This window comes from Goodfellowiella coeruleoviolacea, from assembly GCF_024171785.1.
GTDB lineage: Bacteria > Actinomycetota > Actinomycetes > Mycobacteriales > Pseudonocardiaceae > Goodfellowiella > Goodfellowiella coeruleoviolacea.
Window position 1 is genome coordinate 45,833 of the sequence record NZ_JAMTCK010000006.1, and the last position, 24,412, is coordinate 70,244.

Consider the following 24,412-nt stretch of genomic DNA (forward strand, 5'->3'; position numbering starts at 1 on the left):
GAGAACCGTCACCTTGAGTTGCCTTCCTGCACGGTGACCGGGTCGCTCAACCCGACCTCGCTCATCGTCGCGTTGACCGACGGGGTGATCACGTCAAGCACGGGCTTCGGGTAGAAGCCGAGCACCAGCACCAGCGCCACCAGCGGGGCCAGCACCGCGACCTCGCGCCGGGACAGGTCGGACACGGACGCGCGGGCGGTGTCCGAGTCCGGGTTGACCGCGGCGCCCGGCCCACCGGCCAGGCCGACCAGCGCGTTGCCGCGCACCGGGCCCTGCATGATCTGCTGGTACACCCACAGCACGTACAGCGCGGCCAGCACCATGCCGAACGCGGCCAGCACCGTGTACACCGGCGCGTTCGGGAACGAGCCGATCAGCACCAGGAACTCGCTGACGAACGAGTTGGTGCCGGGCAGCGCCAGCGAGGACAGCCCGGCCACCAGGAACAGCCCGCCCAGCACCGGGGTCAGCTTGGCCATGCCGCCGTAGTCGCTGATGGTCCGCGACCCGCCCCTGGCCATCACCATGGCGATGACCAGGAACAGCATCCCGGTGGAGATGCCGTGGTTGACCATGTAGAGCACGGCGCCGGCCTGCGCCTGGCTGCTGAACGCGAACACGCCCAGCGCGATGAACCCGAAGTGGGCGATGGAGGTGTAGGCCACGAACCGCTTCAGGTCGCTCTGCGCGACCGCGAGCAGCGAGCCGTAGAGCACACCGGCCACGGACAGCACCAGCACCAGCGGGGCCAGCTCCTGGCTGGCCACCGGGAACAGCGGCAGGCAGTAGCGCAGGAACCCGAACGTGCCGATCTTGTCGAGCACGCCGACCAGCAGCACGCCCGCGCCGACCGGCGCCTCGGCACCGGCGTCCGGCAGCCAGGTGTGCAGCGGCACCAGCGGCGCCTTGATGGCGAAGGCCACGAAGAAGCCGAGGAACAGCCAGATCTGCGTGCTGGCCGGGGCGTCCTTGACGACGGTGACCAGGGTGGCCCAGTCGAAGGTGCCGGTGCCCAGCCGCTCGGCGCCGACCACGTACACGCCGATCACCGACGCCAGCATGATCAACCCGCCGAGCAGCGAGTACAGGAAGAACTTCACGGCCGCGTACTGCCGGCGCGGCCCGCCGAACCGGCCGATGAGGAAGTACATCGGCACCAGCACGGCCTCGAAGAACACGTAGAACAGGAACACGTCGGTGGCCGCGAACACGCCCACCATGCCGGCTTCCATCAGCAGCAGCAGCGCGAAGAACCCGGCGGCGGTGCGGCCCTCGGGCAGCTTCTCCGCCCACGAGCCGCCGATCACGATCGGCACCAGCACCGCGATCAGCGCCAGCATCACCAGGGCGATGCCGTCCACGCCCAGGGAGAACCGCACCCCCAGCGGGGGGATCCAGTCCGCCGAGAAGGTCAGCTGGAGCCGGGCGCCCGCCGGGTCGTAGCCGACCCACGTCGCGATCGCCACCACCAGCTCGACCAGGGAGAAGCCCAGCGCGGTCAGCTTGGCGGCGCGCTCGGCCCGCCCGCCCCGGCCGAGCACGGCCACCACCAGGCCGCCGACCAGCGGCACCAGCAGCAGGACGAGCAGCAGCACCGAACCCGACTGGTTCATGCGAACCTCACCACCAACAGAGCGGCCACCACGAGGACCGAACCTCCCAGCATGCTCAGCGCGTACGAGCGCACGAACCCGGTCTGCAACCGGCGCATCCGGCCCGAGCCGCCGCCCAGCAGCGCCGCCGTGCCGTTCACCAGCCCGTCGACGCCCTTGTTGTCCACGAACACCAGCGCCCTGGCCAGCCAGGCGCCCGGCCGGGCGAACAGGGCCTCGTTGATGGCGTTGGCGTACAGGTCGGCGCGGGCCGCGCGGACCGGCAGGGCCACCCGGACCGGCCGGGTCACCGGCACCGGCTTGCGGCCGACCAGCAGCCACGCCGCGGCCACGCCCGCAGCCACCAGCAGGATGGTCAGCACCGGCACCAACGCGTGCGGCAGCACGCCGTGCTCACTGGCCTCCAGCGCGCCCAGCGACGGCTCCAGCCAGGTCACCAGGTTGTCGCCGAGGGCGAAGAACGCGCCCGCGCCCACCGAACCGATCGCCAGCACGATCATCGGCACGGTCATCACGCTGGGCGACTCGTGCGGGTGGTAGGCCCGGCCGTCCGCCGAGGTCAGCTTCTCCCAGCGCTTCTCGCCGAAGAAGGTGAGCAGCACCAGCCGGGTCATGTAGAACGCGGTCAGGCCGGCGCCGAGCAGCGCGGCCCCGCCGAACACCCAGCCGCGCCAGCCCTCCTGGCCGAACGCCGCCTCGATGATGGCGTCCTTGGAGAAGTAGCCGGACAGCCCGGGGAAGCCGATGATCGCCAGGTAGCCGATGATGAAGGTGACCGCGGTGACCGGCATGTACCGGAACAGCCCGCCGAAGCGGCGGATGTCGGTCTCGTCGTTCATGCCGTGCATCACCGAGCCGGCGCCCAGGAACAGCCCGGCCTTGAAGAAGCCGTGGGTGAGCAGGTGCATGATGCCCAGGGCGTAGCCGGCCGGGCCGAGGCCGACCGCCAGGATCATGTAGCCGATCTGGCTGACCGTGGAGTAGGCCAGCACCTTCTTGATGTCGTCGTAGGCGCAGCCGATCACGCACCCGATCAGCAGGGTGAGCGCACCGATGACGGTGACCACCAGCCGGCCGTCCGGGCTCAGGTCGTAGATCGGGTTGGACCGGGCGACCAGGTACACGCCGGCGGTGACCATGGTGGCCGCGTGGATCAGCGCGGACACCGGGGTGGGGCCCTCCATGGCGTCGGGCAACCACGCCTGCAGCGGGAACTGGCCGGACTTGCCGCACGCGCCGAGCAACAGCAGCAGGGTGATCGCCAGCAGGGTGCCCGAGGACAGCTCGCCGGCCCGGGCGAACACCTCGGTGTACTGGGTGGTGCCCAGGTCGCGGAACAGCAGGAAGATCGCGATGGCCAGGCCGACGTCGCCGACCCGGTTCATCAGGAACGCCTTCTTGGCCGCGGTGGCCGCGGCCGGCCGGTGCTGCCAGAACGCGATCAGCAGGTAGGAGGCGACACCCACGCCCTCCCAGCCGAAGTACAGCGTCACGAAGCTGTTGCCCAGCACCAGCACCAGCATGGCCGCGACGAACAGGTTGAGGTAGGCGAAGAACTTGCGCCGGTCGGCGTCGTGGGACATGTAGCCGACCGAGTAGATGTGGATCAGCGCGCCCACCCCGGTGACCAGCAGCACGAAGGTCAGCGACAGCGGGTCCAGCCGCAGGCCGAAGTCGACCTGCAGCGCGTTCACCGGGATCCAGGAGAACACGTCCAGTTCCCGGACCCGCCGCTGCGGATCGAGGTCGGTGGTGTCGAAGAACAGCAGCGTCCCGTAGAGGAAGGACAGCACCACGGTCGCGCAGCCGAGCAGGTGGCCCCAGGCGTTGGTGCGCTTCCCGCCGATCAGCAGGACCGCCGCGCCCAGCGCGGGCAGCGCGATCAGCAGCCACGCGAAGCGCGCCACCCCACCCGCCGCGCCCACCTGCGCCGCCTCCGCGAGCGTGGCCTGTGCCGCCGCGAGGTTGGTCATTCCCGTCACGCCAACGCCCCTTAGTACTTGAGCAGGTTGGAGTCGTCGACCGAGGCCGAGCGACGCGTCCGGAAGATGGACATGATGATCGCGAGGCCCACCACCACCTCGGCGGCGGCGACCACCATCACGAAGAACGCCATCACCTGGCCGTCCAGGCCACCGTTGATCCGCGCGAAGGTCACCAGGGTGAGGTTCACCGCGTTGAGCATCAGCTCGACGCACATGAACACCACGATGGCGTTGCGCCGGATCAGCACGCCGACCGCGCCGATGGTGAACAGCAGCGCGGACAGCAGCAGGTAGTAGGTCGGGGTCATGACTCTCCCTCCGCGGCCGAGGCGCCGGCGGTGGCGCTCGCCCCTGGCGGGGCGGTCGCGGTGCCGGCCGGGCCGCGCAGCGCGCGCGGGTCCGGCCCGGCGACCCGGCCGGACACCTCGGCGAGGTCCTCGGCCAGCTGCTCGGCCGCGGTGGCCTCGATGATCTCGGACAGCGACTCCGGCGCCACCGAACCGTCCTGCAGCAGCGCGGGCGTGGCCACGGAGTTGGCCGTGGCGAACACGCCGGGGCCGGGCAGCGGCGAGGGCCGGGCGTGCTCGCCGCGGAACCGGGCCACCACGGTCTCCCGCTGGGTGCGGCGCTTGCGGTCGTGCCCGGTGAACGCCAGCACCATGGCGCCCAGCGCGGCGGTGATCAGCAGCGCCGAGGTCAGCTCGAACGGGAACAGGTAGTCGGTGAACAGCGAACGCCCGATGTTGCTGACGTTGCCGCCGCCGGTGGTGTTCACCTGGTTCAGCCCGGCCGGGGTGACCTGGGTGAGCGAGCGCGCCACCGCGGCCACCACCAGCACGCCGAAGCCGAGACCGAACACGGACGCGGCCAGCCGCTGCCCGCGCAGCACCTCCACCACCGAGTCCGAGCTGTCCCGGCCGACCAGCATCAGCACGAACAGGAACAGCATCATGACCGCGCCGGTGTACACGATGATCTGCACGAACCCCAGGAACGGGGCCTGCTGCACCATGTAGAGCACGCCGAGGCTGAGCATGGACATGGCCAGCCACAGCGCGGAGTGCACGGCGTTGCGGGCGAACAGCATGCCCAGTCCGCCGGCCAGGGCGAGCGGACCGAGGATCCAGAACGCCACGGCCTCGCCGGTGGTCACGGTGTCGGCCGCACCGGTCGCGGCCTGGGCCAGCACCAGGCCGGTCATCGCCCCGCCTCCTCGGTGCCGGTCTCCACGATCCGGCCCTCGGGCACCCCGGCCCGGCGGGCCAGCTCGGGGCCGTGCACGTAGTAGTCCTGCTCGTTCTCGCCCAGCCGCATCGGGTGCGGCGGGGCCTCCATGCCGGGCAGCAGCGGCGCCAGCAGCTGCTCCTTGGTGTAGATCAGCCGCCGCCGGTCGTCGTCGGCCAGCTCGAACTCGTTGGTCATGGTCAGCGAGCGGGTCGGGCACGCCTCGATGCACAGGCCGCAGCCGATGCAGCGCAGGTAGTTGATCTGGTAGTCCTTGCCGTAGCGCTCGCCGGGCGAGTAGCGCTCCTCGTCGGTGTTGTCACCGCCCTCGACGAAGATCGCGTCGGCCGGGCAGGCCCACGCGCACAGCTCGCAGCCCACGCACTTCTCCAGCCCGTCCGGATGCCGGTTGAGCTGGTGGCGGCCGTGGTACCGGGGCGCGGTGACCTTCTTGACCTCGGGGTACTCCTCGGTGGCCACCTTCTTGAACATGGTGGACAGGGTCACCCCGAAGCCCTTGAGGGGATCAAGCATTCCCATCGCCAGCCTCCTTCCCGGACGCGGTCACGGCCTCACGTGGTTGCTCGGCCCGCGCGCGCACGGTGCGGCGCTGCCGTGGCGGGGTGGGCACGGTCAGGTCCAGCGGCGGCAGCGGGTAGCCGCTGCCGGCCAACGGCACCTGGGGTTCCTCGTCGGCGACCTGCCGGCCGGGCAGCAGCAGGCTGCCGAGCACCAGCACGGCCACGGCCACGCCGATGATGACGATCCGCTGGCCGCTGGTGACGCCCTCGGCGTTGCGCAGCACGCGCAGCGCGGTCACCGCCACGATCCACACCAGGTTCAGCGGGACCAGGACCTTCCAGCCGAACTTCATGAACTGGTCGTAGCGCAGCCGGGGCAGCGCGGCGCGGGCCCAGATGAACCCGAAGATCAGCAGCGCGGTCTTGAGCCCGAACCACAGCAGCGGCCAGTAGCCGGAGCTGAGCGCGTTGTCGGCGATCGCCGACAGCGGCCACGGCACCGCGCCGCCGCCGAGGAACAGCGTGGTGGCGAACGCCGAGACCACGACCATGTTGGCGTACTCGGCGAGGAAGAACATCAGGAACTTCAGCGAGGTGTACTCGGTGTGGAAGCCACCGACCAGCTCGGACTCGGCCTCGGGCAGGTCGAACGGGGCCCGGTTGGTCTCACCGACCATGGAGATCAGGTAGATGACGAAGCTGATCGGCAGGATCCAGGCGAACCAGCCGCCCGACTGCGCGGCGGCGATGTCCGCGGTGGACAGCGACCCGGCGAACAGCACCACGCCCACGATGGACAGGCCCATGGCGATCTCGTAGGAGATCACCTGCGCGGCCGAGCGCAGCGCGCCGAGCAGCGGGTAGGGCGAGCCGGACGACCAGCCGGCCAGCACGATGCTGTAGACGCCCACCGACGAGCAGGCCAGCACCACCAGCACGCCGACCGGCAGGTCGACCACCTGCAGCGCGGTCTGCACCCCGAACATGGTGACCTCGCCGCCGAACGGCATCACCGCCATGGCCAGGAACGGGGGGATGCCGCCGATGATCGGCGCCATGATGTAGACCCACTTGTCCGCCCTGGCCGGCCGGATGTCCTCCTTGAGGCTCAGCTTCAGCGCGTCCGCGATGGACTGGAGCATGCCGAACGGGCCGGCCCGGTTGGGGCCGGGCCGGTTCTGCAACCGGCCGAGCACCCGGCGTTCCGCCCACACCAGCAGGGCCAGGGTCAGCATCACCACGATGAACAGCACGACGACCTTGATCAGGGTCAGCCAGAGCGGGTCGTCGGCGAGCAGTTCGGCGTTGCTGAGCCGCTGCTGCGCCTGCGCGAGCACGGCAGTGGTGGTCATGCGTTACCTCCGAGCGTCGCCTCAGTCGCCCCGGGTGGGGTCGGCCCTGATGAGGTCGGGCCGGCCGGGGCCAGCGCCACCAGCGAGCCGTGGCCGGCGGCCAGGTCGCGGCGCACCGAGCAGGTCCCGGAGTTGCCTGGCAGCCACACCACTCCGTCGGGCAGGTCGGTCAGCTCCACCGGCAGGGTCACCGAGCCGTGCCCGGTGGACACCCGCACCGGCTGGCCCTGCTCGACGCCGAACCGGGCGGCGGTGGCCGAGGACAGCCGGGCCACCGCGGGCTTGGCCGTGCCGGCCAGCGCGGGCTCGCCGTCCTGCAGCGACCCGTTGTCCAGCAGCAGCCGCCAGCTGGCCAGCACCAGCTCCCACTCCAGGGGCTGCGGCGTGGGCGGGGCGAGCACGGTGGGCCGGCCGGCGATCCGCGGCACCGGCGCCAGCCGGGCCAAATCACCGGCGGCGGCGGCCGGGGTCTGGGTGAACAGGTCGGCGTCCATCTCCACGGCCAGGGTGTCCAGCACCCGGCAGTCGGACAGCGCGCCGGTGCCCTCCAGGGTGGTGCGGAACTCGCGGCGGCGGCCCTCCCAGTTCAGGTAGCTGCCGGACTTCTCCACGGCGGGCGCGATCGGCAGCACCACGTCGGCGTGCTCGGTGACCACGCTCTCCCGCAGCTCCAGGCTGACCACGAAGCCCGCCCGGTCCAGCGCCTTGAGCGCCAGCGCCGGGTCGGGCAGGTCGGCCGGGTCGACGCCGCCCACCACCAGGCCGGACAGCTCGCCGTCCGCGGCGGCGGCCAGGATCGCGCTGGTGTCCCGGCCCGGGTCGGCCGGCAGGCTGCCCGGTTCCAGGCCCCAGGCCGCCTCCACCTCGGCGCGCGCCCTGGCGTCGCTGACCAGCCGGCCGCCGGGCAGCAGGATGGGGGTGGCGCCGGCGTCCAGCGCGCCCCGCTCGCCGGCGCGCCTCGGGATCCAGGCGACCTTGGCGCCGGTGCGCTCGGCCAGCCGCAGCACGGCCGAGTGCAGGCCGATCACCTCGGCGGCGCGCTCGCCGACCAGGATCACCGCGCCGGGCGTGGACAGCGCCTCGGTCACGTCGGCGGCGTGGCTGGGCAGCGCGTCCAGTGCGGCCGGCTCCCCGCCGGGCAGGCAGGCCAGCAGGCTGGCGAAGGTCTTCTCCACGCTGGGCGTGGTCCACTGGCCCAGGTGGAACACCCTGGTCTTCCCGGCGCGGGCGGCCTTGCGCAGCCGCAGGAAGACGATGGGCGACTCCTCCTCGGCCTCGAAGGCCACGCACAGCACGGCCGGCGCGGCCTGCAGGTCGGCGTAGCTGACCCCGCCGTTGTCGGGGCCGGTGCCGACCACGGTGGAGGCCAGGAAGTCCATCTCCTCCATGGAGTGCGCCCTGGCCCGGAAGTCGATGTCGTTGGTGCGCAGCGCCACCCGGGCGAACTTGGCGTAGGCGTAGGCGTCCTCGACGGTGAGCCGGCCGCCGGTGAGCACGCCCACGCCCTGGGCGTCGCGCGCCCTGGTCAGGCCCTCGGCCGCCACCCGCAGCGCCTCGGTCCACGAGGTCTCGCGCAGCTGCCCGGTCTCGGCGTCGCGCACCCTGGGCCGCAGCAGCCGGTCGGCCGCGGTGGCGTAGGTGAACGCGAACCGGCCCTTGTCGCAGTTCCACTCCTCGTTGACCGCGGTGTCCTCGGCGGCCAGCCGGCGCATCACCCTGCCGCGCCGCCAGTCGGTGCGCTGGGCGCAGCCGGACGCGCAGTGCTCGCACACGCCCGGGGTGGACACCAGGTCGAACGGGCGGGACCGGAACCGGTAGGCGGCGCTGGTCAGCGCGCCCACCGGGCAGATCTGGATGGTGTTGCCGGAGAAGTAGCTCTGCTTGGGGTGGTCGACCACGCCGTCCAGCTCGGCCGTGTTGGGCGTGCCGATCTGCTGTTCGGCGCCGCGCTCCAGCAGCTCGATGAACGGGTCGCCGGCGATCTGCTTGGCGAACCGGGTGCACCGCTGGCAGAGCACGCAGCGCTCCCGGTCCAGCAGCACCTGGCTGGTGATCTGGATGGGCTTGGCGAAGGTGCGCTTGGTGTCGCGGAACCGGGAGTCGGTGCGGCCGTGCCGCATGGCCTGGTTCTGCAGCGGGCACTCGCCGCCCTTGTCGCAGATGGGGCAGTCCAGCGGGTGGTTGATGAGCAGCAGCTCCATCACGCCCTGCTGGGCCTTGTCCGCCACGGGCGAGGTGAGCTGGGTGCGCACCACCATGCCGTCGGCCACGGTCATGGTGCAGGACGCCTGCGGCTTGGGCATGGGCCGGCCGCCCATCTCCACCTCGACCAGGCACTGCCGGCAGGCGCCGGCCGGGTCGAGCAGGGGGTGGTCGCAGAACCGGGGCACCACGATGCCCAGCCGCTCGGCCGTGCGGATCAGCAGCTCGCCCTTGGGCGCCACCACCTCGACGCCGTCGATGGTGAGCTTGACGTGGCCCTCGGGGACCACCAGCTCACCGCTGTTCGCGCTGCTCTTCTCAGGGGCAACAGTCATTGGTTCGCTCCCGCGAGTACCGGTCGCTGCTCGGCCTGCTGGGCCCGGTCGGCCAGGTTGGCCCGGTTGGTCTCGCACAGTTCCAGGAACTCGTGCCGGAAGTACTTGATGCCGCTGACGATCGGGCTGACCGCGCCGTCACCGAGCGCGCAGAACGAGCGGCCGAAGATGTTGTCGCAGACGTCCAGCAGCGTGTCGATGTCCTCGGGCCGGCCCTCGCCGCGCACCATCCGCTCCAGGATCTGCGCCAGCCAGTAGGTGCCCTCCCGGCACGGCGTGCACTTGCCGCAGGACTCGTGCTCGTAGAACTGCGTCCACTTCATCACCGCCCACGGCACGGACACCGTCTCGTTGAAGATCTGCAACGCGGTGGTGCCCAGCATGGACCCGGCCTGCGCCGCGCCCTCGAAGTCCAGCGGCACGTCCAGGTGCTCGGCGGTGAACAGCGGGGTGGACGAGCCGCCCGGCGTCCAGAACTTCAGCGGGATGCCGTCCTTCATGCCGCCGGCCAGCTCCAGCAGGTCGCGCAGGGTGCTGCCCATCGGCGCCTCGTACTGGCCGGGGCGGGTGACGTGCCCGGACAGCGAGTAGATCTTCGGGCCGGGCGACTTGTCCCGGCCCATGGACCGGAACCAGTCGGACCCGCCGTTGACGATGTAGGGCACGCTGGCGATGGTCTCGACGTTGTTGACCACGGTGGGCGAGGCGTACAGGCCGGCGGTGGCCGGGAACGGCGGCTTGAGCCGGGGCTGGCCGCGCTTGCCCTCCAGCGAGTCCAGCAGCGCGGTCTCCTCGCCGCAGATGTAGGCGCCGGCGCCGGCGTGCACCACCACGTCCAGGTCGAACCCGCTGTCCAGGATGTTCTTACCGAGGTAGCCGGCCTGGTAGGCCTCGCGCACGGCCGCGTTGAGCCGGCGGATGCAGTGCAGCACCTCGCCGCGCACGTAGATGGCGGCGAAGTTGGCGCGGATCGCGTAGGCGGTGATGATGATGCCCTCGATCAGCGAGTGCGGGTCGGCCATCATCAGCGGCACGTCCTTGCACGTGCCCGGCTCGCCCTCGTCGGCGTTGATCACCAGGTAGTGCGGCTTGCCGTCGTTCTGCGGGATGAAGCCCCACTTCATGCCGGTGGGGAAGCCGGCGCCGCCGCGCCCGCGCAGCCCGGAGTCCTTGACCAGCTGGATCAGCTGGTCGGGGTGGGCCGCCAGGGCGGTGCGCAGCGCGGTGTAGCCCTCCAGCTGCTCGTAGGTGCGCAGCGTCCAGGACTTCGGCGAGAGCCACCGCTTGGTCAGCACCGGGGTGAGGGCGGCGGTCTGTTCGGTTGCGGCCATCAGTGCCTTCCCCTCACTTCTTCTCCGGGACCGGCGGCAGCTGCGCGTCGTCGGGCATGGGCGGTGCGGTCCAGCCGCGCTCGGCGGCCAGCCGGGCGCCGCGCACGGTCTCGTCCGCGGCGGACGGGCCGTCCAGGTCGGCTTCGCGGCCCTCGAAGAAACCGGCCAGCTGGAGTTCGGCCTGGCGGAAGTCGGTCAGCGGCGCGCCCCGGGTGGGTGCCGGCCGCTCACCCCGCTGCAGCGCCTTGACCAGCTCCAGCGCGGACTCGGGCGTCTGGTTGTCGAAGAACTCGTAGTTGACCTGCAGCACCGGGGCCAGGTCGCAGGCGGCCAGGCACTCGGCGTGCTCCAGGGTGATCGAGCCGGGCTGGCCGGGCTCGCCCGAGGTCTCCTCGTGGCCCAGCGGCCGGCCGTCGCTGCCCAGGTGCTCGCGCAGCCTGGCGTAGATGGCGTCGCCGCCCAGGGCCGCGCACAGCGTGTTGGTGCACACGCTGACCAGGTGCTCGCCGCAGGGCCGGCGCTTGTACATGGTGTAGAAGGTGGCCACCGCGCTGACCTCGGCGGTGGACAGGCCCAGCTGGGCGGCGCAGAACGCCACCCCGGCCTGGCTGACGTGGCCCTCCACCGACTGCACCAGGTGCAGCATGGGCAGCAGCGCCGACCGGGACCTCGGGTACCGGGCGATGATCTGCTGGGCCTTGTCGATGGTGTCCTGGTCGAACCTGGTCAGGTCGGCCGCGGTGGTGTCGGTGCCCTGACCGACCCCCATCTCGTCTACTTTGGACGCTTCGGTCATCGGTCCACCCCACCCATCACCGGGTCGATCGAGGCCACTGCCGCGATGAGGTCGGCGATCAGGCCGCCCTCGGCCATCGCGGGCATCGACTGGAGGTTCACGAAGCTGGGCTCCCTGACGTGCACCCGCAGCGGCCGGGTGCCGCCGTCGGAGACGAGGTGGTAGCCGAGTTCCCCGCGCGGCGACTCGACCGGCACGTAGACCTGGCCGGGCGGCACGGAGAAGCCCTCGGTGACCAGTTTGAAGTGGTGGATCAACGACTCCATGGACTGGCCCATGATCTTGCGGACGTGCTCCAGGGAGTTGCCCATGCCGTCCGGGCCGATGGTCAGCTTGGCCGGCCAGGCGATCTTGGCGTCCTCGACCATGACCGGGCCGGGCTCCAGCATGTCCAGCAGCTGGCGGACGATCCGCAGCGACTGGTGCATCTCCTCCACCCGCAGCAGGTAGCGGGCGAAGCAGTCGGCCTCGGTGGCGGTGGGCACGTCGAAGTCGACCTCGTCGTAGGCCAGGTACGGCTCGACCTTGCGCAGGTCCCAGGCCAGGCCGGCGGAGCGCAGCACCGGGCCGGTGACGCCCAGCGCCAGGCAGGCGTCCAGCGGCAGGTAGCCCACGTCCTTGAGCCGGTTGCGCCAGATGGGCTGGCCGGTGAACAGCTTGTCGTAGAGCGGCAGCCGCTCGTCCATGACCTTGATGAAGTCGCGGATCCGCTGCTCGTAGCCCTCGGGCAGGTCCTGGGCCACCCCGCCGGGCCGGATGAACGCGTGGTTCATCCGCAGGCCGGTGATGAACTCCAGCAGGTGCAGCACTTCCTCGCGCTCGCGGAACCCGATGGCCGCGGCCGTGGTGGAGCCCAGCTCCATGCCGCCGGTGGCCAGGAACACGATGTGCGAGCTGATCCGGTTGAGTTCCAGCAGCAGCATCCGGATCAGCTGGGCCCGCCTCGGCGCGGTGACGCCGAGCAGCTTCTCCACGGCCAGGCAGTAGCCGGCCTCGTTGGACAGCGGCGCCAGGTAGTCCATCCGCGTCACGAACGTGACGCCCTGGGTCCAGGTGCGGTACTCGCAGTTCTTCTCGATGCCGGTGTGCAGGTAGCCGATGACCGAGCGGGCCTGGGTGACGGTCTCCCCCTCCAGCTCGACCACCAGGCGCAGCACGCCGTGGGTGGACGGGTGCTGCGGCCCGAGGTTGATCACCACGCGCTCGTCGTGGCTGATGTCGTCGAGCACGTCGTCCCAGTCGCCGCCGGTGACCGTGTAGACCGGCCCCTCGGTGGTCTCCCGGACGCCCGCGTACGAGTCGGCCTGCTCCTGGCCGGCCTGCTCCTGGCCGGCCTGCTCCTGGCCGGCCTGTTCCTCGCTGGCCAGGCCGCCGGGGCCGGTGTCGGTGCCGGTGGTGACGTCGGACAACCGGGTCTCGGACAGGTTGTCGGTGCTCATGAGTACGACCTCCGCTGGTCGGGCGGTGGGATCTCGGCGCCCTTGTACTCGACCGGGATGCCGCCCAGCGGGTAGTCCTTGCGCTGGGGGTGGCCGTCCCAGTCGTCCGGCATGAGGATGCGGGTCAGCGCGGGGTGGCCGTCGTAGACGATCCCGAACATGTCCCACGCCTCCCGCTCCTGCCAGTCGGCCGTGGGGTACACCTCGACGACGCTGGGCACGTGCGGGTCGTCGATGTCGAGGGCGACCTCCAGCCGGATCCGCCGGCGGTAGGTCATCGAGGTCAGGTGGTAGACCGAGTGCAGCCGCTGCGGCACGTCCACGCCGTAGTCCACGCCCGACACGGAGCTGCACAGCTCGAAGCGCAGCGCCGGGTTGTCGCGCAGCGTGCGGCACACCGCCACCAGGTGTTCCCGCCGCAGGTAGAAGGTGATCTCGCCGCGGTCGACGGTGACCTGCTGGACGGTGTCGGCCGGCAGGCCCTGCTCGTGCAGCGCGCCCAGCAGCGCGTCGGCCACCTCGTCGAACCAGCCGCCGTAGGGCCGCTCGGCCGGCGGCGGCGAGTACGCGGGCAGCCGCAGGCCGCCGAACCCGGAGGTGTCGCCGCTGCCGGACACGTTGAACATGCCCCGCCTGGCCCTGCCGGCCACCAGCGGCTGGCCCGCCCTGGCCTGCGCCGGCTCGGTGCCGTTGTCGCGCCTGGGCTCCACGCCGGCCGGCCGGTCCACACTGGACTGCGGTTCGCCCGGCTGGGGCTTGCTGGCGCCGGAGGTGTTGGTCGGCTCGCTCATCGCGCTCACTTCCCCGCGCCGCGTGGCGCGTAGCGGACCGAGGACGGGATCAGCTCGGTGCGCTCGCCGCGCTCGGCCTTCAGCGCCGCCCTGGCCGGGCCCAGCGGCTCGTCCATGACCTTGGCGTGCAGCTTGAGGATGGCGTCGAGCAGCATCTCCGGGCGGGGCGGGCAGCCGGGCAGGTAGATGTCCACCGGCACCACGTGGTCGACGCCCTGCACGATCGCGTAGTTGTTGAACATGCCGCCCGAGGAGGCGCACACGCCCATCGACAGCACCCAGCGCGGCTCCGGCATCTGGTCGTAGATCTGCCGCAGCACCGGGGCCATCTTGTTGCTGACCCGGCCGGCCACGATCATCAGGTCGGCCTGCCGGGGCGTGGCGCTGAACCGCTCCATGCCGAACCGGGCGATGTCGTACCGGGAGCCGCCGGTCGTCATCATCTCGATCGCGCAGCAGGCCAGACCGAAGGTCGCCGGCCACATGGAGGTCTTGCGACTCCAGTTGACCAGCTTCTCCACCGTGGTCAGCAGGATGCCGTTGGGAAGCTTCTCTTCCAGACCCATGGCTATCGCCTTCCCTGCACCGTGTCCTCGGCGCCTAGTTCCAGTCCAGGCCGCCGCGCCGCCACACGTAGGCGTAGGCGAAGCCGACGGTCGCGATGAACAGCGCGATCTCCACCAGGCCGAACAGGCCCAGCGCGTCCGCGGTGACCGCGAACGGGTAGAGGAACACCATCTCGATGTCGAACAGGATGAACAGCATCGCCGTCAGGTAGTACGCGACCGGGGTTCGGCCGCCGCCCACGATGGGCTGCGGCGACGGCTCGATGCCGCACTCGTACGAGTCGAGCTTCGCCCGGTTGTACCGACGCGGTCCGATGAGCGGCGCGACGAGCACCGAGACCGCGGAAAAGGCCGTGGCGAGCACGAACATCAGCACGAGGGGGACGTAGGGATCAAGCACGGTTCCGCCGTCCTTTCCTCTCCACACGGCCAACCGGCCGCGATCCGGTCGCACCCTAAGGGGTGTTCTTCACTCGTCGGTTTGTTAGGCCGACCTAACTAACCGCTTTTGCCCGGCGACCAACCAATTCGCCGAACAAAATGCGCTTGTGAAACAGTTCACAAGCCATACCGAGACGTTGTGAACCGTTTCACATGGCACGCCCTCAGTGTAAAACCCCTGCCAAGTACCCCCAAGGCACCCCACACAGCCCTGTTGACCTGGGAAAAGACCGGCGAAGCCCAACCCGGTCAGGGCCGTCCGGAGCAACAGGACTGTGACGAACGTCCTACTCCACCCGTGTCAGGGGCCACACATGATCACGCACACGCGTCATCACCACGGAAAACACCAGAAACGAAACCGCCGCGTTTCGCCGGACCAAGAACGACATCCCGGCCGGTGTTTACCGTGTGTTACTTAGATTCCCAATGCATTCACCCGTTTGCCAATTCAGGCGCTGGGTGCCAACTTCGTCGCCGACGTGATCAGGCGGTCCATCAGGTCGCCGTCGCGCACGTCGTAGAGCCCGGCCAGCAGCTTGAGCACCAGCCGCATCAGCGTGGTGCGCGGCAGCCCGTAGCGGGTGGCCGTGCGCATCACCACCGGGTTGCCGATCAGCCGGCTGAAGATGTTGCCCAGCCGGTAGTAGCTGCCCAGCGCCGCGCGCAGCGCCGCGGGGTAGCCGGCCAGCGCCCGCTCCCTGGCCGGCCCGTCCGGGCGGGCCAGCGCCTGCACCACGCACTCGGCGGCCAGCCGCGCCGACTCCATGGCGTAACCGATGCCCTCGCCGTTGAACGGGTTCACCATGCCGCCGGCATCGCCCACCAGCAGCAGCCCGTCCCGGTAGTGCGGGGTGCGGTTGAAGCCCATCGGCAGGGCGGCCCCGCCGATCCGGCCCAGCGCGTTGTCCTCCCGGAAACCCCACTCCTCGGGCGTGCCGTCCAGCCAGGACCGCAGCAGCGCGCGGTAGTCGGTCGAGCCGAACGCCTTGGACGTGGACAGGATGCCAAGGCCCACGTTGACCGTGCCGTCGCCCATCCCGAAGATCCAGCCGTAGCCGGGCAGCAGCACCGGGTTGGCCGGGTCGCTGCGGTCCCACAGCTCCAGGTGTGACTCCAGGTAGTCGTCGTGCGTGCGCGGACTGGTGTAGTAGCGCCGCACGGCCACGCCCATCGGGCGGTCGTCGCGCTTGTCGATGCCCACCGACAGCGCCAGCCGCGCGGACACCCCGTCGCAGCCCAGCACCAGGGGCGCGCGGAAGCTCACCGGCGTGCGCTCCGCGCCGCCGCGCGCGGTCACCCCCACCACCCGGCCGGTGCGCTCGTCGGTGATCGCGCCGACCACGGTGGTGTGCTCGCGCAGCCGGGCGCCGGCCTTCACCGCGGTGCGGGCCAGCAGCTCGTCGAAGTCCTGCCGGGGCCGGACCACCCCGTAGGGCGGGAAGGTGGCCAGCTCCGGCCAGTCCAGTTCCATCCGCACACCACCGCCGACCACGCGCAGGCCCCGGTTGTGCAGCCAGCCCGCCTCCGGCCGGGTGTCGATGCCCAGGTCGATCAGCTGCTTGACGCCGCGCGGGGTCAGGCCGTCGCCGCACACCTTCTCGCGCGGGAACACGCCCTTCTCCAGCAGCAGCACGTCCAGCCCGGCCCTGGCCAGGTAGGTCGCGGCCGTGGACCCGGCCGGCCCGGCCCCCACCACGATCACGTCCGCGTCCTGGTCGCTGCTCCGCCGGCTGGTCGTGCTCATCCGCGCTCCCCTGGGTTGCGAGGTAGGTGTTGAGTTGTGCCGAGTCTGCCGAGTCTAGGAGTGGATCACGCGCGGGGCCGGTGACCTCGGCTCAGCGCACGCCCGCGCCGAGCGCCCGGACCGGCTTGACCGCCCGGTGGATCGCGGCGAACCCGAAGGTCAGGTTCATCCAGGCGACGTCGTCCCAGCCGGACTCGGCGATCAGCTCGCCCAGCTCGCGCTGGCTCCACCAGTCCCGGATGGACTCGGTCAGGTACACGTAGGCGTCGGGGTTGGAGGAGACCTTGCTGGCGACCACCGGCAGCGCGCGCAGCAGCACGTTGGTGTAGAGCGCGCGGAACGGCCGCCAGGTGGGCGTGGACAGCTCGCAGATGACCAGCCGGCCACCCGGCTTGACCACCCGGGCCATCTCCCGCAGCGCGACCACCGTGCTCTGGAAGTTGCGCAGCCCGAAGGACACCGTGACCGCGTCGAACGACTCGTCGGCGAAGGGCAGCCGCAGCGCGTCCGCCGCCACCATGGGCACGCCCCGGCGGTTGCGTCGCCGCCGTCCCTGCCGCAGCATGCCCAGGGAGAAGTCGGCGGCCACGCACCAGGCGCCCGACGCGGCGAACTCGACCGTGGACACGCCGGTGCCGGCGGCCAGGTCCAGCACCCGCTCGCCCGGCCGCAGGTCGAGCACCCGGCGGGTCATCTCCCGCCAACGCCGATCAAAACCCAGCGTCATCACCGAGTTCGTCCGGTCGTAGCCCCTGGCCACACCGTCGAACATCTCGGCAACTTCGTGGGGGTCCTTGTCCAGGCCGGCACGTGACATGGCCGCAGCCTATGCCTCCACCCCCGGCGAGGTCACGGGGAGTGACATCGCTCGAACACCTTTGCGACCAAGGAGTGAACGACCCACTCCATCGGCGACCACGCCCGACTGCCCCGAACGGCCTACCCGGCTGGTCCGATGTGATCGTTCCCGCCCGGTCCGTCAACCCCGTTCGGCCGCTCGCGCACACTCTTGACCTGGTTATCGTCCAGCCGTCACCTGCCGGTCGCGTCGCGGTCACCAGCTGAGGTGACGCTTGTGCGGCATGACCCCCGCGCTGTCCTCCCGCACCGTTCGACCCGCACCACCGGGTCTGCTGTCGCTGGCCCTGGAGGTGGCCGGCCGACTGGCCAACGACGCGGCCGACGTCATCACGGCCACGGCAGGACGTGGCGGCAAACCCGACACCGGCGACTCGCCGTTCGACTGGGTGACCGACACCGCCCGCACCCTGGAGCTGCACACCCGCCGGGTGCTGGTCAGCGAGTTCCCCGGCATCCCGGTGGTCTGCGAGAACGCCCGGTTCCCGGACACCGCCTTCGAGCCGTCCCCGGCCGGGCAGCCCGTCGGGCCCGGGGCCGAGCCGGAGTCCGAGTCCGAGTCGGCCGCGGCCTACCGCTGGCTGGTCGACCCGGTGGACGGCACCACCAACTACGTGGCCGGCATGCCGTGGTGCGCCTACAGCCTGGCCCTGGTCGACCAGTGGGGGCCGGTGGTCGGCGTGGTGGCCGACCCGTACCGGGCGCAGATCTACGCGGCCGCGCGCGGCCGGGGCATGCGGGCCAACGGCACGCCGGTCCGGCTGACCGACCGGGGCACCGCCGACGGGGCGATCGTGTGCACCGAGCTGGGCCGCAGCGGGTCGTGGCCGGGGCTGGGCACGTTCATCGGCACGGCCGCGGGCGCGCGCACCACCGTGCGGGTGCTCGGTTCGGCCGCGCTGTCCGTGGCCCAGGTGGCGCTGGGCCACGCCGTGGCCGCGGTGCTGCACGACTACCGCGAGTGGGACGTGGCCGGCGCGCTGGCCCTGGCCGCGGAGTCCGGCGCGGTGGTGCTGGACCGGAGCGGCCACCCCGCGCCGCTGCCCGTGGACGGGCTGCTGGTGGCCGCGCCCAGTGCCGCGCGGGACGTGCTCGACTGGTGGCGCTCGGCGACCGGGTGAGGGCTGGACCCGGCCCTGTCCACCCCAGTCCTGTCCACCCCGGCCCTGTCACCCACATGGCCCTGCCTGAAATGTCAACTCGGGGGGTTTGCAAAGTCGACTCGCGCGGGGTGGGGGGAGTTTTGATCACGCGTCGTAGTCGATGGTGACGTGGTCGGTGCGGGGCAGGGCCTGGCAGGTCAGCACGAAACCGGCGTCGAGTTCCCGCTGGTCCAGCGCGTAGTTGCGGCGCATGCGCACCTCGCCGGCCAGCACCCGGGCGCGGCAGGTGCCGCACACCCCGCCCTTGCAGGCGAACGGCAGGTCGGCGCGCACCCGCTGGGCCGCGTCCAGGATCGGGGTGTCCCTGGGCAGCCGGAGCACGGTCTCCCGGCCGTCCAGCCGCACGGTCACCGTGCTCACCGGCCCGGCCGCACCGGATCCGCCGGCCGCCCCGTCCTCGGCCGGGCGCGCCGGCTCCGGTGGCGGCTCGTCCACGTAGAACAGCTCCTGGTGCACCGCCTCCGCCGGCACCCCGCGCTCGGCCAGCACCCGCTGGGCGTCGCGGACCAGCCCCAGCGGCCCGCACAGCCACCACTGGTCGATCTCGTCGGCCGGCACCACGGTGGCGAACAGCCGGCGCAGCCGGTCGGCGTCGAGCCGGCCGGAGAACAGCTCCACGTCCCTGGGCTCCCGGGACAGCACGTGCACCAGCTGGGTGCGCGCCGGGTGGGCGTCCTTGAGGTCGGCCAGCTCCTCGGCGAACATCACCGTGTCGCTGCGCCGGTTGCCGTAGAGCACCGTGACCGTGCTGTCCGGGTGGCCGGCCAGCACGGTGGCGGCCATGGACAGCACCGGCGTGATGCCCGACCCGGCCGCGACGAACCCGTGGTGGGCCGGGATGGCCGGGTCCGGGGTGAACCCGCCCAGCGGCGGCAGCACGTCCAGCACGTCACCGGGCCGCACGCCGGCCAGCAGCCGCTCGGAGAACAGGCCGCCGGCCACCCGGCGCACCCCGATCCGGGGCGGCTGGCCCTCGGGCGCGCAGATCGAGTACGAGCGCCGCTCCTCCCGGCCGGCCACGTCCTGGCGCAGGGTCAGGTACTGGCCGGCGCGGAACGCGAACGTCTCGGCCAGCTCCGGCGGCACCGCGAAGGTGACCGCGACCGCGTCCACGCACAGCTGGTCCACCCGGGCCACGGTGAGCGGGTGGAAGGCGGCTCGACGGGAGGTGTTGCTGGGCGCCACCGCGACTGTCATGCCTAGATTTCCTTGAGGTGCTCGAAGGGTTCTCGGCAGTCCGCGCAGCGGCGCAGCGCCTTGCACGCGGTCGCGCCGAACCGGGACAGCTCGGTGGTGCGGGGCGATCCGCACCGGGGGCAGCGCACCACCGCCGAGGGCGGCGCCAGGTTCAGCGGCACCGGACCGGCCGGCCGGGGGCCGACGCGCCCTGGCGGGGCGATGCCGTGCTCGGCCAGGGCCCGCCGGCCCCGCTCGCTGATCCAGTCCGTGGTCCACGGCGGGTGCAGCACGACCCGCACGTCAACATCGCGGTAGCCGGCGCGCACCAGGCTGGCCCGCAGGTCCGCGCGCATCTCGTCCAGGGCCGGGCAGCCCGAGTAGGTCGGCGTGATGGTCACCGCCACCCGGCCGTCACCGGTCACCCGCACGTCGCGCAGCACACCCAGGTCGGCCAGGGTGAGCACGGGCAGCTCCGGGTCGCGCACCTGCCCGGCGACCCGCCACACATCGTCCACAGTGGACTCCGGGGCGGGCTGCCCCGCCGGCTGACCCGCCAGCCCCTCGGGCCGTCCCGCGGTCACCATCTCGCCCCCGGCATGGCGCGGGCCAGGTGCTGCAACTCCGCCAGCAGGTAGCCCATGGCCTCGGTGTGCACGCCGTCCCGGCCGAGCCGCCCCGCCGGCCCCGGCAGGCCCGGCAGCGCCGGCCGACTCAGCCCGGCCCGGTCCAGCACCACGTCCAGCACACCGTCCACTTCGGACCTCAACTCGGCCGGGTCGACCGCGATCCCCTGCCCGGCAAGGCGTTGCTCGACCTCGTGCGGGGTGAACAGCTCGTCCACGAACGGCCACACCCGGTCCAGCCCGGCGCGCATGCGCGCGTGCGAGTGCTCGGTGCCGTCGCCGAGCCGCAGCGTCCACTGGGCGGCGTGGTCCCGGTGGTAGGCCAGCTCCTTGACGCCCTTGGCGGCCACGGCGGCCAGCACCGGATCGGCACTGCCGGCGGCGAGCCGGGAGAACAGCGCCAGCCGCCACGACGAGAACACCAGCAGCCGGGCGATGGTGGTGGCGAAGTCCCCGCCGGGGCCCGGCCCGCAGTCGATCTCGGCCAGTCGGACGTTGCGGAACTCGTGCTCGTCCCGGAAGTAGGCCAGCGCGTCCTCGTCGCGTCCGGCCCCCTCGACCTCACCCGCCCTGGTCAGCAGCAGTCGGGCCTGGCCGAGCAGGTCGAGGGCGATGTTGGCCATGGCCACGTCCTCTTCCAGCTCGGGCGCGCGCGAGCACCACTCGGCCAGCCGCTGGCTGAGCACCAGGGCGTCGTCACCGAGCATCAGGCAGTAGGCCGCCAGGTCCGCCCGGTCCACGCCGGCGGGCACCGCTCTGTCCACTCCGGACAGCGGGTCGTGGAACCCGGTGCCGAACGCCCACCGGCCGTCCTCGTCGGTCTGCTCCCCCAGTACCGCGTAGACGCTGCCGTCCTGGTTGTCCATCGCCTCGCCTCCGCCGTCCTCACAGGTGGGGCACATCATCGGGAATGGCGTAGAAGGTGGGGTGCCGGTACACCTTGTCGCCGGCCGGCGCGAAGAACGGGTCCTTCTCGTCCGGGCTGGACGCGGTGATGGCCTCGGCCGGCACCACCCAGATGCTCACGCCCTCGTTGCGCCTGGTGTACAGGTCGCGGGCGTTGCGCAGGGCCATGTCCGCGTCGGGCGCGTGCAGCGAGCCCACGTGCACGTGGTTGAGGCCGCGCTTGCCCCGGACGAACACCTCGTAGAGCGGCCAGCCCCGGGCCGGCGCGCCAGTGCCACCACCGTCACCACTCATGCCACACCTGCCCGTTCCCGCTGTTCCCGCGCTGCTGCCGGGGTCTGCGCTCGTGCTGCTGCCCTGGCCGCCTGCTTGGCCGCGTACGCGGACGCCGCCTCGCGCACCCAGGCGCCGTCCTCGTGGGCCCTGCGCCGGTGGGCCAGGCGCTGCGCGTTGCACGGCCCGTTGCCGGCGAGCACCTGCTTGAACTCGGCCCAGTCCGGCGTGCCGAAGTCGTAGTGGCCGCGTTCCGGGTTCCACCGCAGCTCCGGGTCGGGCAGGGTGACGCCGAGCTTCTCGGCCTGCGGCACGGTCATGTCCACGAACTTCTGCCGCAGCTCGTCGTTGGTGTCCCGCTTGATCCGCCACGCCATGGACTGGGCGGTGTTGGGCGAGTCGGCGTCGGGCGGGCCGAACATCATCAGCGCCGGCCACCACCACCGGTCGGTCGCCTCCTGCACCATGCGGCGCTGCTGCTCGGTGCCGGACATCATGGTCAGCAGCAGCTCGTAGCCCTGGCGCTGGTGGAACGACTCCTCCTTGCAGATCCGGATCATCGCCCGGGCGTAGGGGCCGTAGGAGGTGCGGCACAGCGGCACCTGGTTGCAGATGGCCGCGCCGTCCACCAGCCAGCCGATCACGCCCACGTCGGCGAAGGTGAGCGTGGGGTAGTTGAAGATCGACGAGTAGCGCTGCCGGCCCTCGATGAGCTTGCGGGTCAGGTCCGCGCGGTCGGCGCCCAGCGTCTCGGTGGCCGCGTACAGGTAGAGGCCGTGCCCGGCCTCGTCCTGGACCTTGGCCAGCAGGATGGCCTTGCGGCGCAGGCTGGGCGCCCGGCTGATCCAGTTGCCCTCCGGCTGCATGCCGATGATCTCGGAGTGCGCGTGCTGGGCGATCTGCCGGATCAGCGTGCGGCGGTACGCGTCGGGCATCCAGTCCCTGGGCTCGATGCGGTGGTCCGCGGCGATGGTCCGGGCGAACCGCTGTTCCAACGCGGCCAACGCGTGCTGGTCCTGCTGGTCGTGCCGGCCCTGCTGGCCCCGCTGGTCCCGCTGGTCCTGCGGGGAAATTCCCTGATCAGAAGGGTTCTGCTCGGTCAACGCCCACCTCCATCGGCCGGCTCCACCGAGACCGATGTTACACGTGAACGGCGTTTGCGGAGAGAACTGTCACATCGCGATCAAGGGGTCTGGGCAGCCCTGGCCGTCCTGGGCATGCCGGGCCGGCGCAGCCACCACAGCAGCGCGCCAGCCACCAGCCACACGCCCAGCAGGGTGGTGCCCACCGGCAGCAGGGCGAGCGCGGCCGTGCGGCCGGCCACCCTGGCCAGTTCGGGGTTGTCCGCGTCGTACTCGATGCGGACCATCTGCCCCTCTTCCAGCCCGCGCGGGTAGAGCACGCCCTGTGACGGTCGGTACTCGACCCCCTCCGGGCTGGTGAACCGGATCACCGTGCGGTTGAACGTCACCGACTCGACCACGGCCGTGGTGCGCGTGAGGTGGTTGTTGATGGCGATGTCGTCCCACCAGCAGGCGGTGAGGACCACCCCGCCTTCCAGGGTCACCAGCATCGCGATGACCAGCAGCACCCAGCTGGCCACCCGCCGTCCCCGGCCCGGTCCCCGCCCTGGTTCCCGTCCGGCTCGCCCGGTGGGCCGGCAGGCCTCGGCAGCCGCCGCACCGGTCCGAGGCGTCCCGGGGTCGGACCCGACCAGCCCGGCCTCGACCAGCACTGCGTCATCCGCCACAAACCGGAGTCTACGGGCGGAGCCGTCGCGCGCTTCTCAGGCCGCTGCTCCTACCCTCGCAGGGTGGCAACCACCATCCCCGCCGTCCAGTTGAGCGTGCGTACCCGCCCGGTGCGGGTCAACCACCTGCTCGACCAGTTACCGGCCCCGGATGGGGCGCTGGCCTGGGTCAGGGAGGGTGACGGGCTGGTCGGCTGGGGTGAGCTGGCCCGGTTCGAGATCTCCGGCCCGGACCGGTTCGCCGAGGCCGAGCGGTGGTGGCGGGAGTTCGTCGCCGACCTGGACGTGCGGGACGACGTCGGGTTGCCCGGCACCGGTCCGGTGGCATTCGTCAGCATGTCGTTCGCGGACGGCCCCAGCCCGTCCGTGCTGGTGGTCCCCAGGGTCGTGGTCGGCAGACGCGGCGGCACCTGCTGGATCACCGAACTCGGCGGCGCGCTGGAGCCGACCACGCCGCTGCCGGTGCGCCGGCCGGTGGACGTGCGCTACACCGATGGCGAGCTGTCCGTGTCCGGCTACCGCGCGGCCGTGCGCACGGCGGTGCGCCGGATGCGGGCCGGGGAGCTGGCCAAGATCGTGCTCGCCCACGACCTGGTGGCCACCGCGGCGGAGCCGATCGACCCGAGGTTCCTGCTGTCCGGGCTGGCCGCGAAGTACCCGAGCTGCTGGGCGTACGCGGTGGACGGGCTGGTCGGGGCCACACCCGAACTGCTGCTGCGCAAGACCGGCGCGACCGTGACCTCCCGCCTGCTGGCCGGCACGATCTGGCCGGGCTCGGCCGGTGAGGCGGACCACGAACTGGCGGCGACCCTGCTCGGTTCCGCCAAGGACCAGCGCGAACACGCCTACGCGATCGGCTCGCTCGCCGACGCGCTGCGGCCGTTCTGCTCGACCCTGTCGGTGCCGGCCCAGCCGGGTGTGCTGCGCCTGCCCAATGTGTCGCACCTGGTCAGCGACGTCTCCGGGCGGCTGGCCGACGACTTCTCCCTGTTCCAGCTGGCCGAGGCGGTGCACCCCACCGCGGCGGTGGGCGGCACCCCCACGAACGTGGCGGTGCCGCTGATCAGCGAGCTGGAGGGGATGGACCGGGGGCGTTACGCCGGCCCGGTCGGCTGGATCGGCGGTGACGGCGACGGCGAGTTCGGGGTGGCCCTGCGCTGCGCCCAGGTGACCGGGCCGGTGGCCCGCCTGTTCGCCGGCTGCGGCGTGGTCGCGGATTCCGACCCGGACCGCGAGGTGCGCGAGGCCGAGGCCAAACTGGTCCCGATCCGCCAGGCCCTGGAAGGCGCCGACCGGGCCTGACCCACGGGGACGCGC

Annotated in this window: 23 protein-coding genes; 2 read left to right on the top strand and 21 right to left on the bottom strand. The window is 71.9% G+C overall.

Annotated elements, in window-relative coordinates:
- Positions 1-8: 8 nt before the first annotated feature.
- From LX83_RS14000 to LX83_RS14070, 15 genes are all read right to left on the bottom strand, one after another.
- Positions 9-1,613 carry an NADH-quinone oxidoreductase subunit M gene (locus LX83_RS14000; RefSeq protein ID WP_253771288.1) on the bottom strand — a complete coding sequence of 535 codons (1,605 nt, stop codon included), beginning with the start codon at positions 1,611-1,613 and terminating at the stop codon, positions 9-11.
- Positions 1,610-3,586, bottom strand: coding sequence for an NADH-quinone oxidoreductase subunit L (nuoL, locus tag LX83_RS14005; RefSeq protein ID WP_301328239.1), 1,977 nt, complete (start codon positions 3,584-3,586; stop codon positions 1,610-1,612). The genes LX83_RS14000 and nuoL overlap by 4 nt, the downstream gene beginning before the upstream one ends.
- Before the next feature lie 20 nt (positions 3,587-3,606).
- Positions 3,607-3,906, bottom strand: coding sequence for an NADH-quinone oxidoreductase subunit NuoK (nuoK, locus tag LX83_RS14010; RefSeq protein WP_253771290.1), 300 nt, complete (start codon positions 3,904-3,906; stop codon positions 3,607-3,609).
- Positions 3,903-4,799 carry an NADH-quinone oxidoreductase subunit J gene (locus tag LX83_RS14015; RefSeq protein ID WP_253771292.1) on the bottom strand — a complete coding sequence of 299 codons (897 nt, stop codon included), beginning with the start codon at positions 4,797-4,799 and terminating at the stop codon, positions 3,903-3,905. Before LX83_RS14015 ends, nuoK begins: the two co-directional genes overlap by 4 nt.
- Positions 4,796-5,362 carry an NADH-quinone oxidoreductase subunit NuoI gene (nuoI, locus tag LX83_RS14020; protein ID WP_253771294.1) on the bottom strand — a complete coding sequence of 189 codons (567 nt, stop codon included), beginning with the start codon at positions 5,360-5,362 and terminating at the stop codon, positions 4,796-4,798. Before nuoI ends, LX83_RS14015 begins: the two co-directional genes overlap by 4 nt.
- A complete protein-coding gene (gene nuoH, locus LX83_RS14025; protein ID WP_253771296.1) occupies positions 5,349-6,695 on the bottom strand; it encodes an NADH-quinone oxidoreductase subunit NuoH in 1,347 nt (448 codons plus the stop codon). The genes nuoI and nuoH overlap by 14 nt, the downstream gene beginning before the upstream one ends.
- Positions 6,692-9,232, bottom strand: coding sequence for an NADH-quinone oxidoreductase subunit G (locus LX83_RS14030; RefSeq protein WP_253771298.1), 2,541 nt, complete (start codon positions 9,230-9,232; stop codon positions 6,692-6,694). The genes nuoH and LX83_RS14030 overlap by 4 nt, the downstream gene beginning before the upstream one ends.
- Positions 9,229-10,563, bottom strand: coding sequence for an NADH-quinone oxidoreductase subunit NuoF (gene nuoF, locus LX83_RS14035; protein WP_253771300.1), 1,335 nt, complete (start codon positions 10,561-10,563; stop codon positions 9,229-9,231). The genes LX83_RS14030 and nuoF overlap by 4 nt, the downstream gene beginning before the upstream one ends.
- A gap of 13 nt (positions 10,564-10,576) precedes the next feature.
- A complete protein-coding gene (gene nuoE, locus LX83_RS14040; RefSeq protein ID WP_407649559.1) occupies positions 10,577-11,359 on the bottom strand; it encodes an NADH-quinone oxidoreductase subunit NuoE in 783 nt (260 codons plus the stop codon).
- Entirely contained in the window at positions 11,356-12,798 is a 1,443-nt protein-coding gene (locus tag LX83_RS14045; RefSeq protein ID WP_253771302.1) for an NADH-quinone oxidoreductase subunit D, read from the bottom strand. Before LX83_RS14045 ends, nuoE begins: the two co-directional genes overlap by 4 nt.
- Positions 12,795-13,589, bottom strand: a complete 795-nt coding sequence (locus LX83_RS14050) for an NADH-quinone oxidoreductase subunit C (RefSeq protein ID WP_253771304.1) — start codon at positions 13,587-13,589, stop codon at positions 12,795-12,797. The genes LX83_RS14045 and LX83_RS14050 overlap by 4 nt, the downstream gene beginning before the upstream one ends.
- 5 nt (positions 13,590-13,594) lie before the next feature.
- Positions 13,595-14,155 (bottom strand): NuoB/complex I 20 kDa subunit family protein, encoded by a 561-nt coding sequence (locus tag LX83_RS14055; RefSeq protein WP_253771306.1) that lies wholly within the window; start codon positions 14,153-14,155, stop codon positions 13,595-13,597.
- Positions 14,156-14,189: 34 nt separating this feature from the next.
- Entirely contained in the window at positions 14,190-14,555 is a 366-nt protein-coding gene (locus LX83_RS14060) for an NADH-quinone oxidoreductase subunit A (RefSeq protein WP_308203971.1), read from the bottom strand.
- 492 nt (positions 14,556-15,047) lie between these two features.
- A complete protein-coding gene (locus LX83_RS14065) occupies positions 15,048-16,343 on the bottom strand; it encodes a geranylgeranyl reductase family protein (protein ID WP_253771308.1) in 1,296 nt (431 codons plus the stop codon).
- Between the two features lie 91 nt (positions 16,344-16,434).
- Entirely contained in the window at positions 16,435-17,160 is a 726-nt protein-coding gene (locus LX83_RS14070) for a demethylmenaquinone methyltransferase (RefSeq protein ID WP_253771311.1), read from the bottom strand.
- A 265-nt stretch (positions 17,161-17,425) separates the two neighbouring features.
- Between LX83_RS14070 and LX83_RS14075 the strand changes: the two genes are divergently transcribed.
- Positions 17,426-18,322, top strand: a complete 897-nt coding sequence (locus tag LX83_RS14075) for an inositol monophosphatase family protein (RefSeq protein WP_253771313.1) — start codon at positions 17,426-17,428, stop codon at positions 18,320-18,322.
- 126 nt (positions 18,323-18,448) lie between these two features.
- On the opposite strand, the gene paaE is transcribed toward LX83_RS14075, so the two are convergent.
- The 6 genes from paaE to LX83_RS14105 all read right to left on the bottom strand — a co-directional run bounded on the left by paaE (position 18,449) and on the right by LX83_RS14105 (position 23,095).
- A complete protein-coding gene (gene paaE / locus LX83_RS14080) occupies positions 18,449-19,561 on the bottom strand; it encodes a 1,2-phenylacetyl-CoA epoxidase subunit PaaE (protein WP_253771315.1) in 1,113 nt (370 codons plus the stop codon).
- Between the two features lie 2 nt (positions 19,562-19,563).
- On the bottom strand, positions 19,564-20,058 hold the full coding sequence (paaD, locus tag LX83_RS14085; protein ID WP_253771998.1) for a 1,2-phenylacetyl-CoA epoxidase subunit PaaD: 495 nt from the start codon (positions 20,056-20,058) through the stop codon (positions 19,564-19,566).
- Positions 20,059-20,120: 62 nt separating this feature from the next.
- Positions 20,121-21,032 carry a 1,2-phenylacetyl-CoA epoxidase subunit PaaC gene (paaC, locus tag LX83_RS14090; RefSeq protein ID WP_253771317.1) on the bottom strand — a complete coding sequence of 304 codons (912 nt, stop codon included), beginning with the start codon at positions 21,030-21,032 and terminating at the stop codon, positions 20,121-20,123.
- A 19-nt stretch (positions 21,033-21,051) separates the two neighbouring features.
- Positions 21,052-21,366 carry a 1,2-phenylacetyl-CoA epoxidase subunit PaaB gene (gene paaB / locus LX83_RS14095; RefSeq protein WP_253771319.1) on the bottom strand — a complete coding sequence of 105 codons (315 nt, stop codon included), beginning with the start codon at positions 21,364-21,366 and terminating at the stop codon, positions 21,052-21,054.
- Entirely contained in the window at positions 21,363-22,349 is a 987-nt protein-coding gene (gene paaA / locus LX83_RS14100) for a 1,2-phenylacetyl-CoA epoxidase subunit PaaA (RefSeq protein ID WP_407649586.1), read from the bottom strand. The genes paaB and paaA overlap by 4 nt, the downstream gene beginning before the upstream one ends.
- 179 nt (positions 22,350-22,528) lie before the next feature.
- A complete protein-coding gene (locus tag LX83_RS14105) occupies positions 22,529-23,095 on the bottom strand; it encodes a DUF3592 domain-containing protein (protein ID WP_308203972.1) in 567 nt (188 codons plus the stop codon).
- A gap of 63 nt (positions 23,096-23,158) precedes the next feature.
- Between LX83_RS14105 and LX83_RS14110 the strand changes: the two genes are divergently transcribed.
- Positions 23,159-24,397, top strand: a complete 1,239-nt coding sequence (locus tag LX83_RS14110) for an isochorismate synthase (RefSeq protein WP_253771321.1) — start codon at positions 23,159-23,161, stop codon at positions 24,395-24,397.
- The last annotated feature ends 15 nt before the right edge of the window (positions 24,398-24,412 follow it).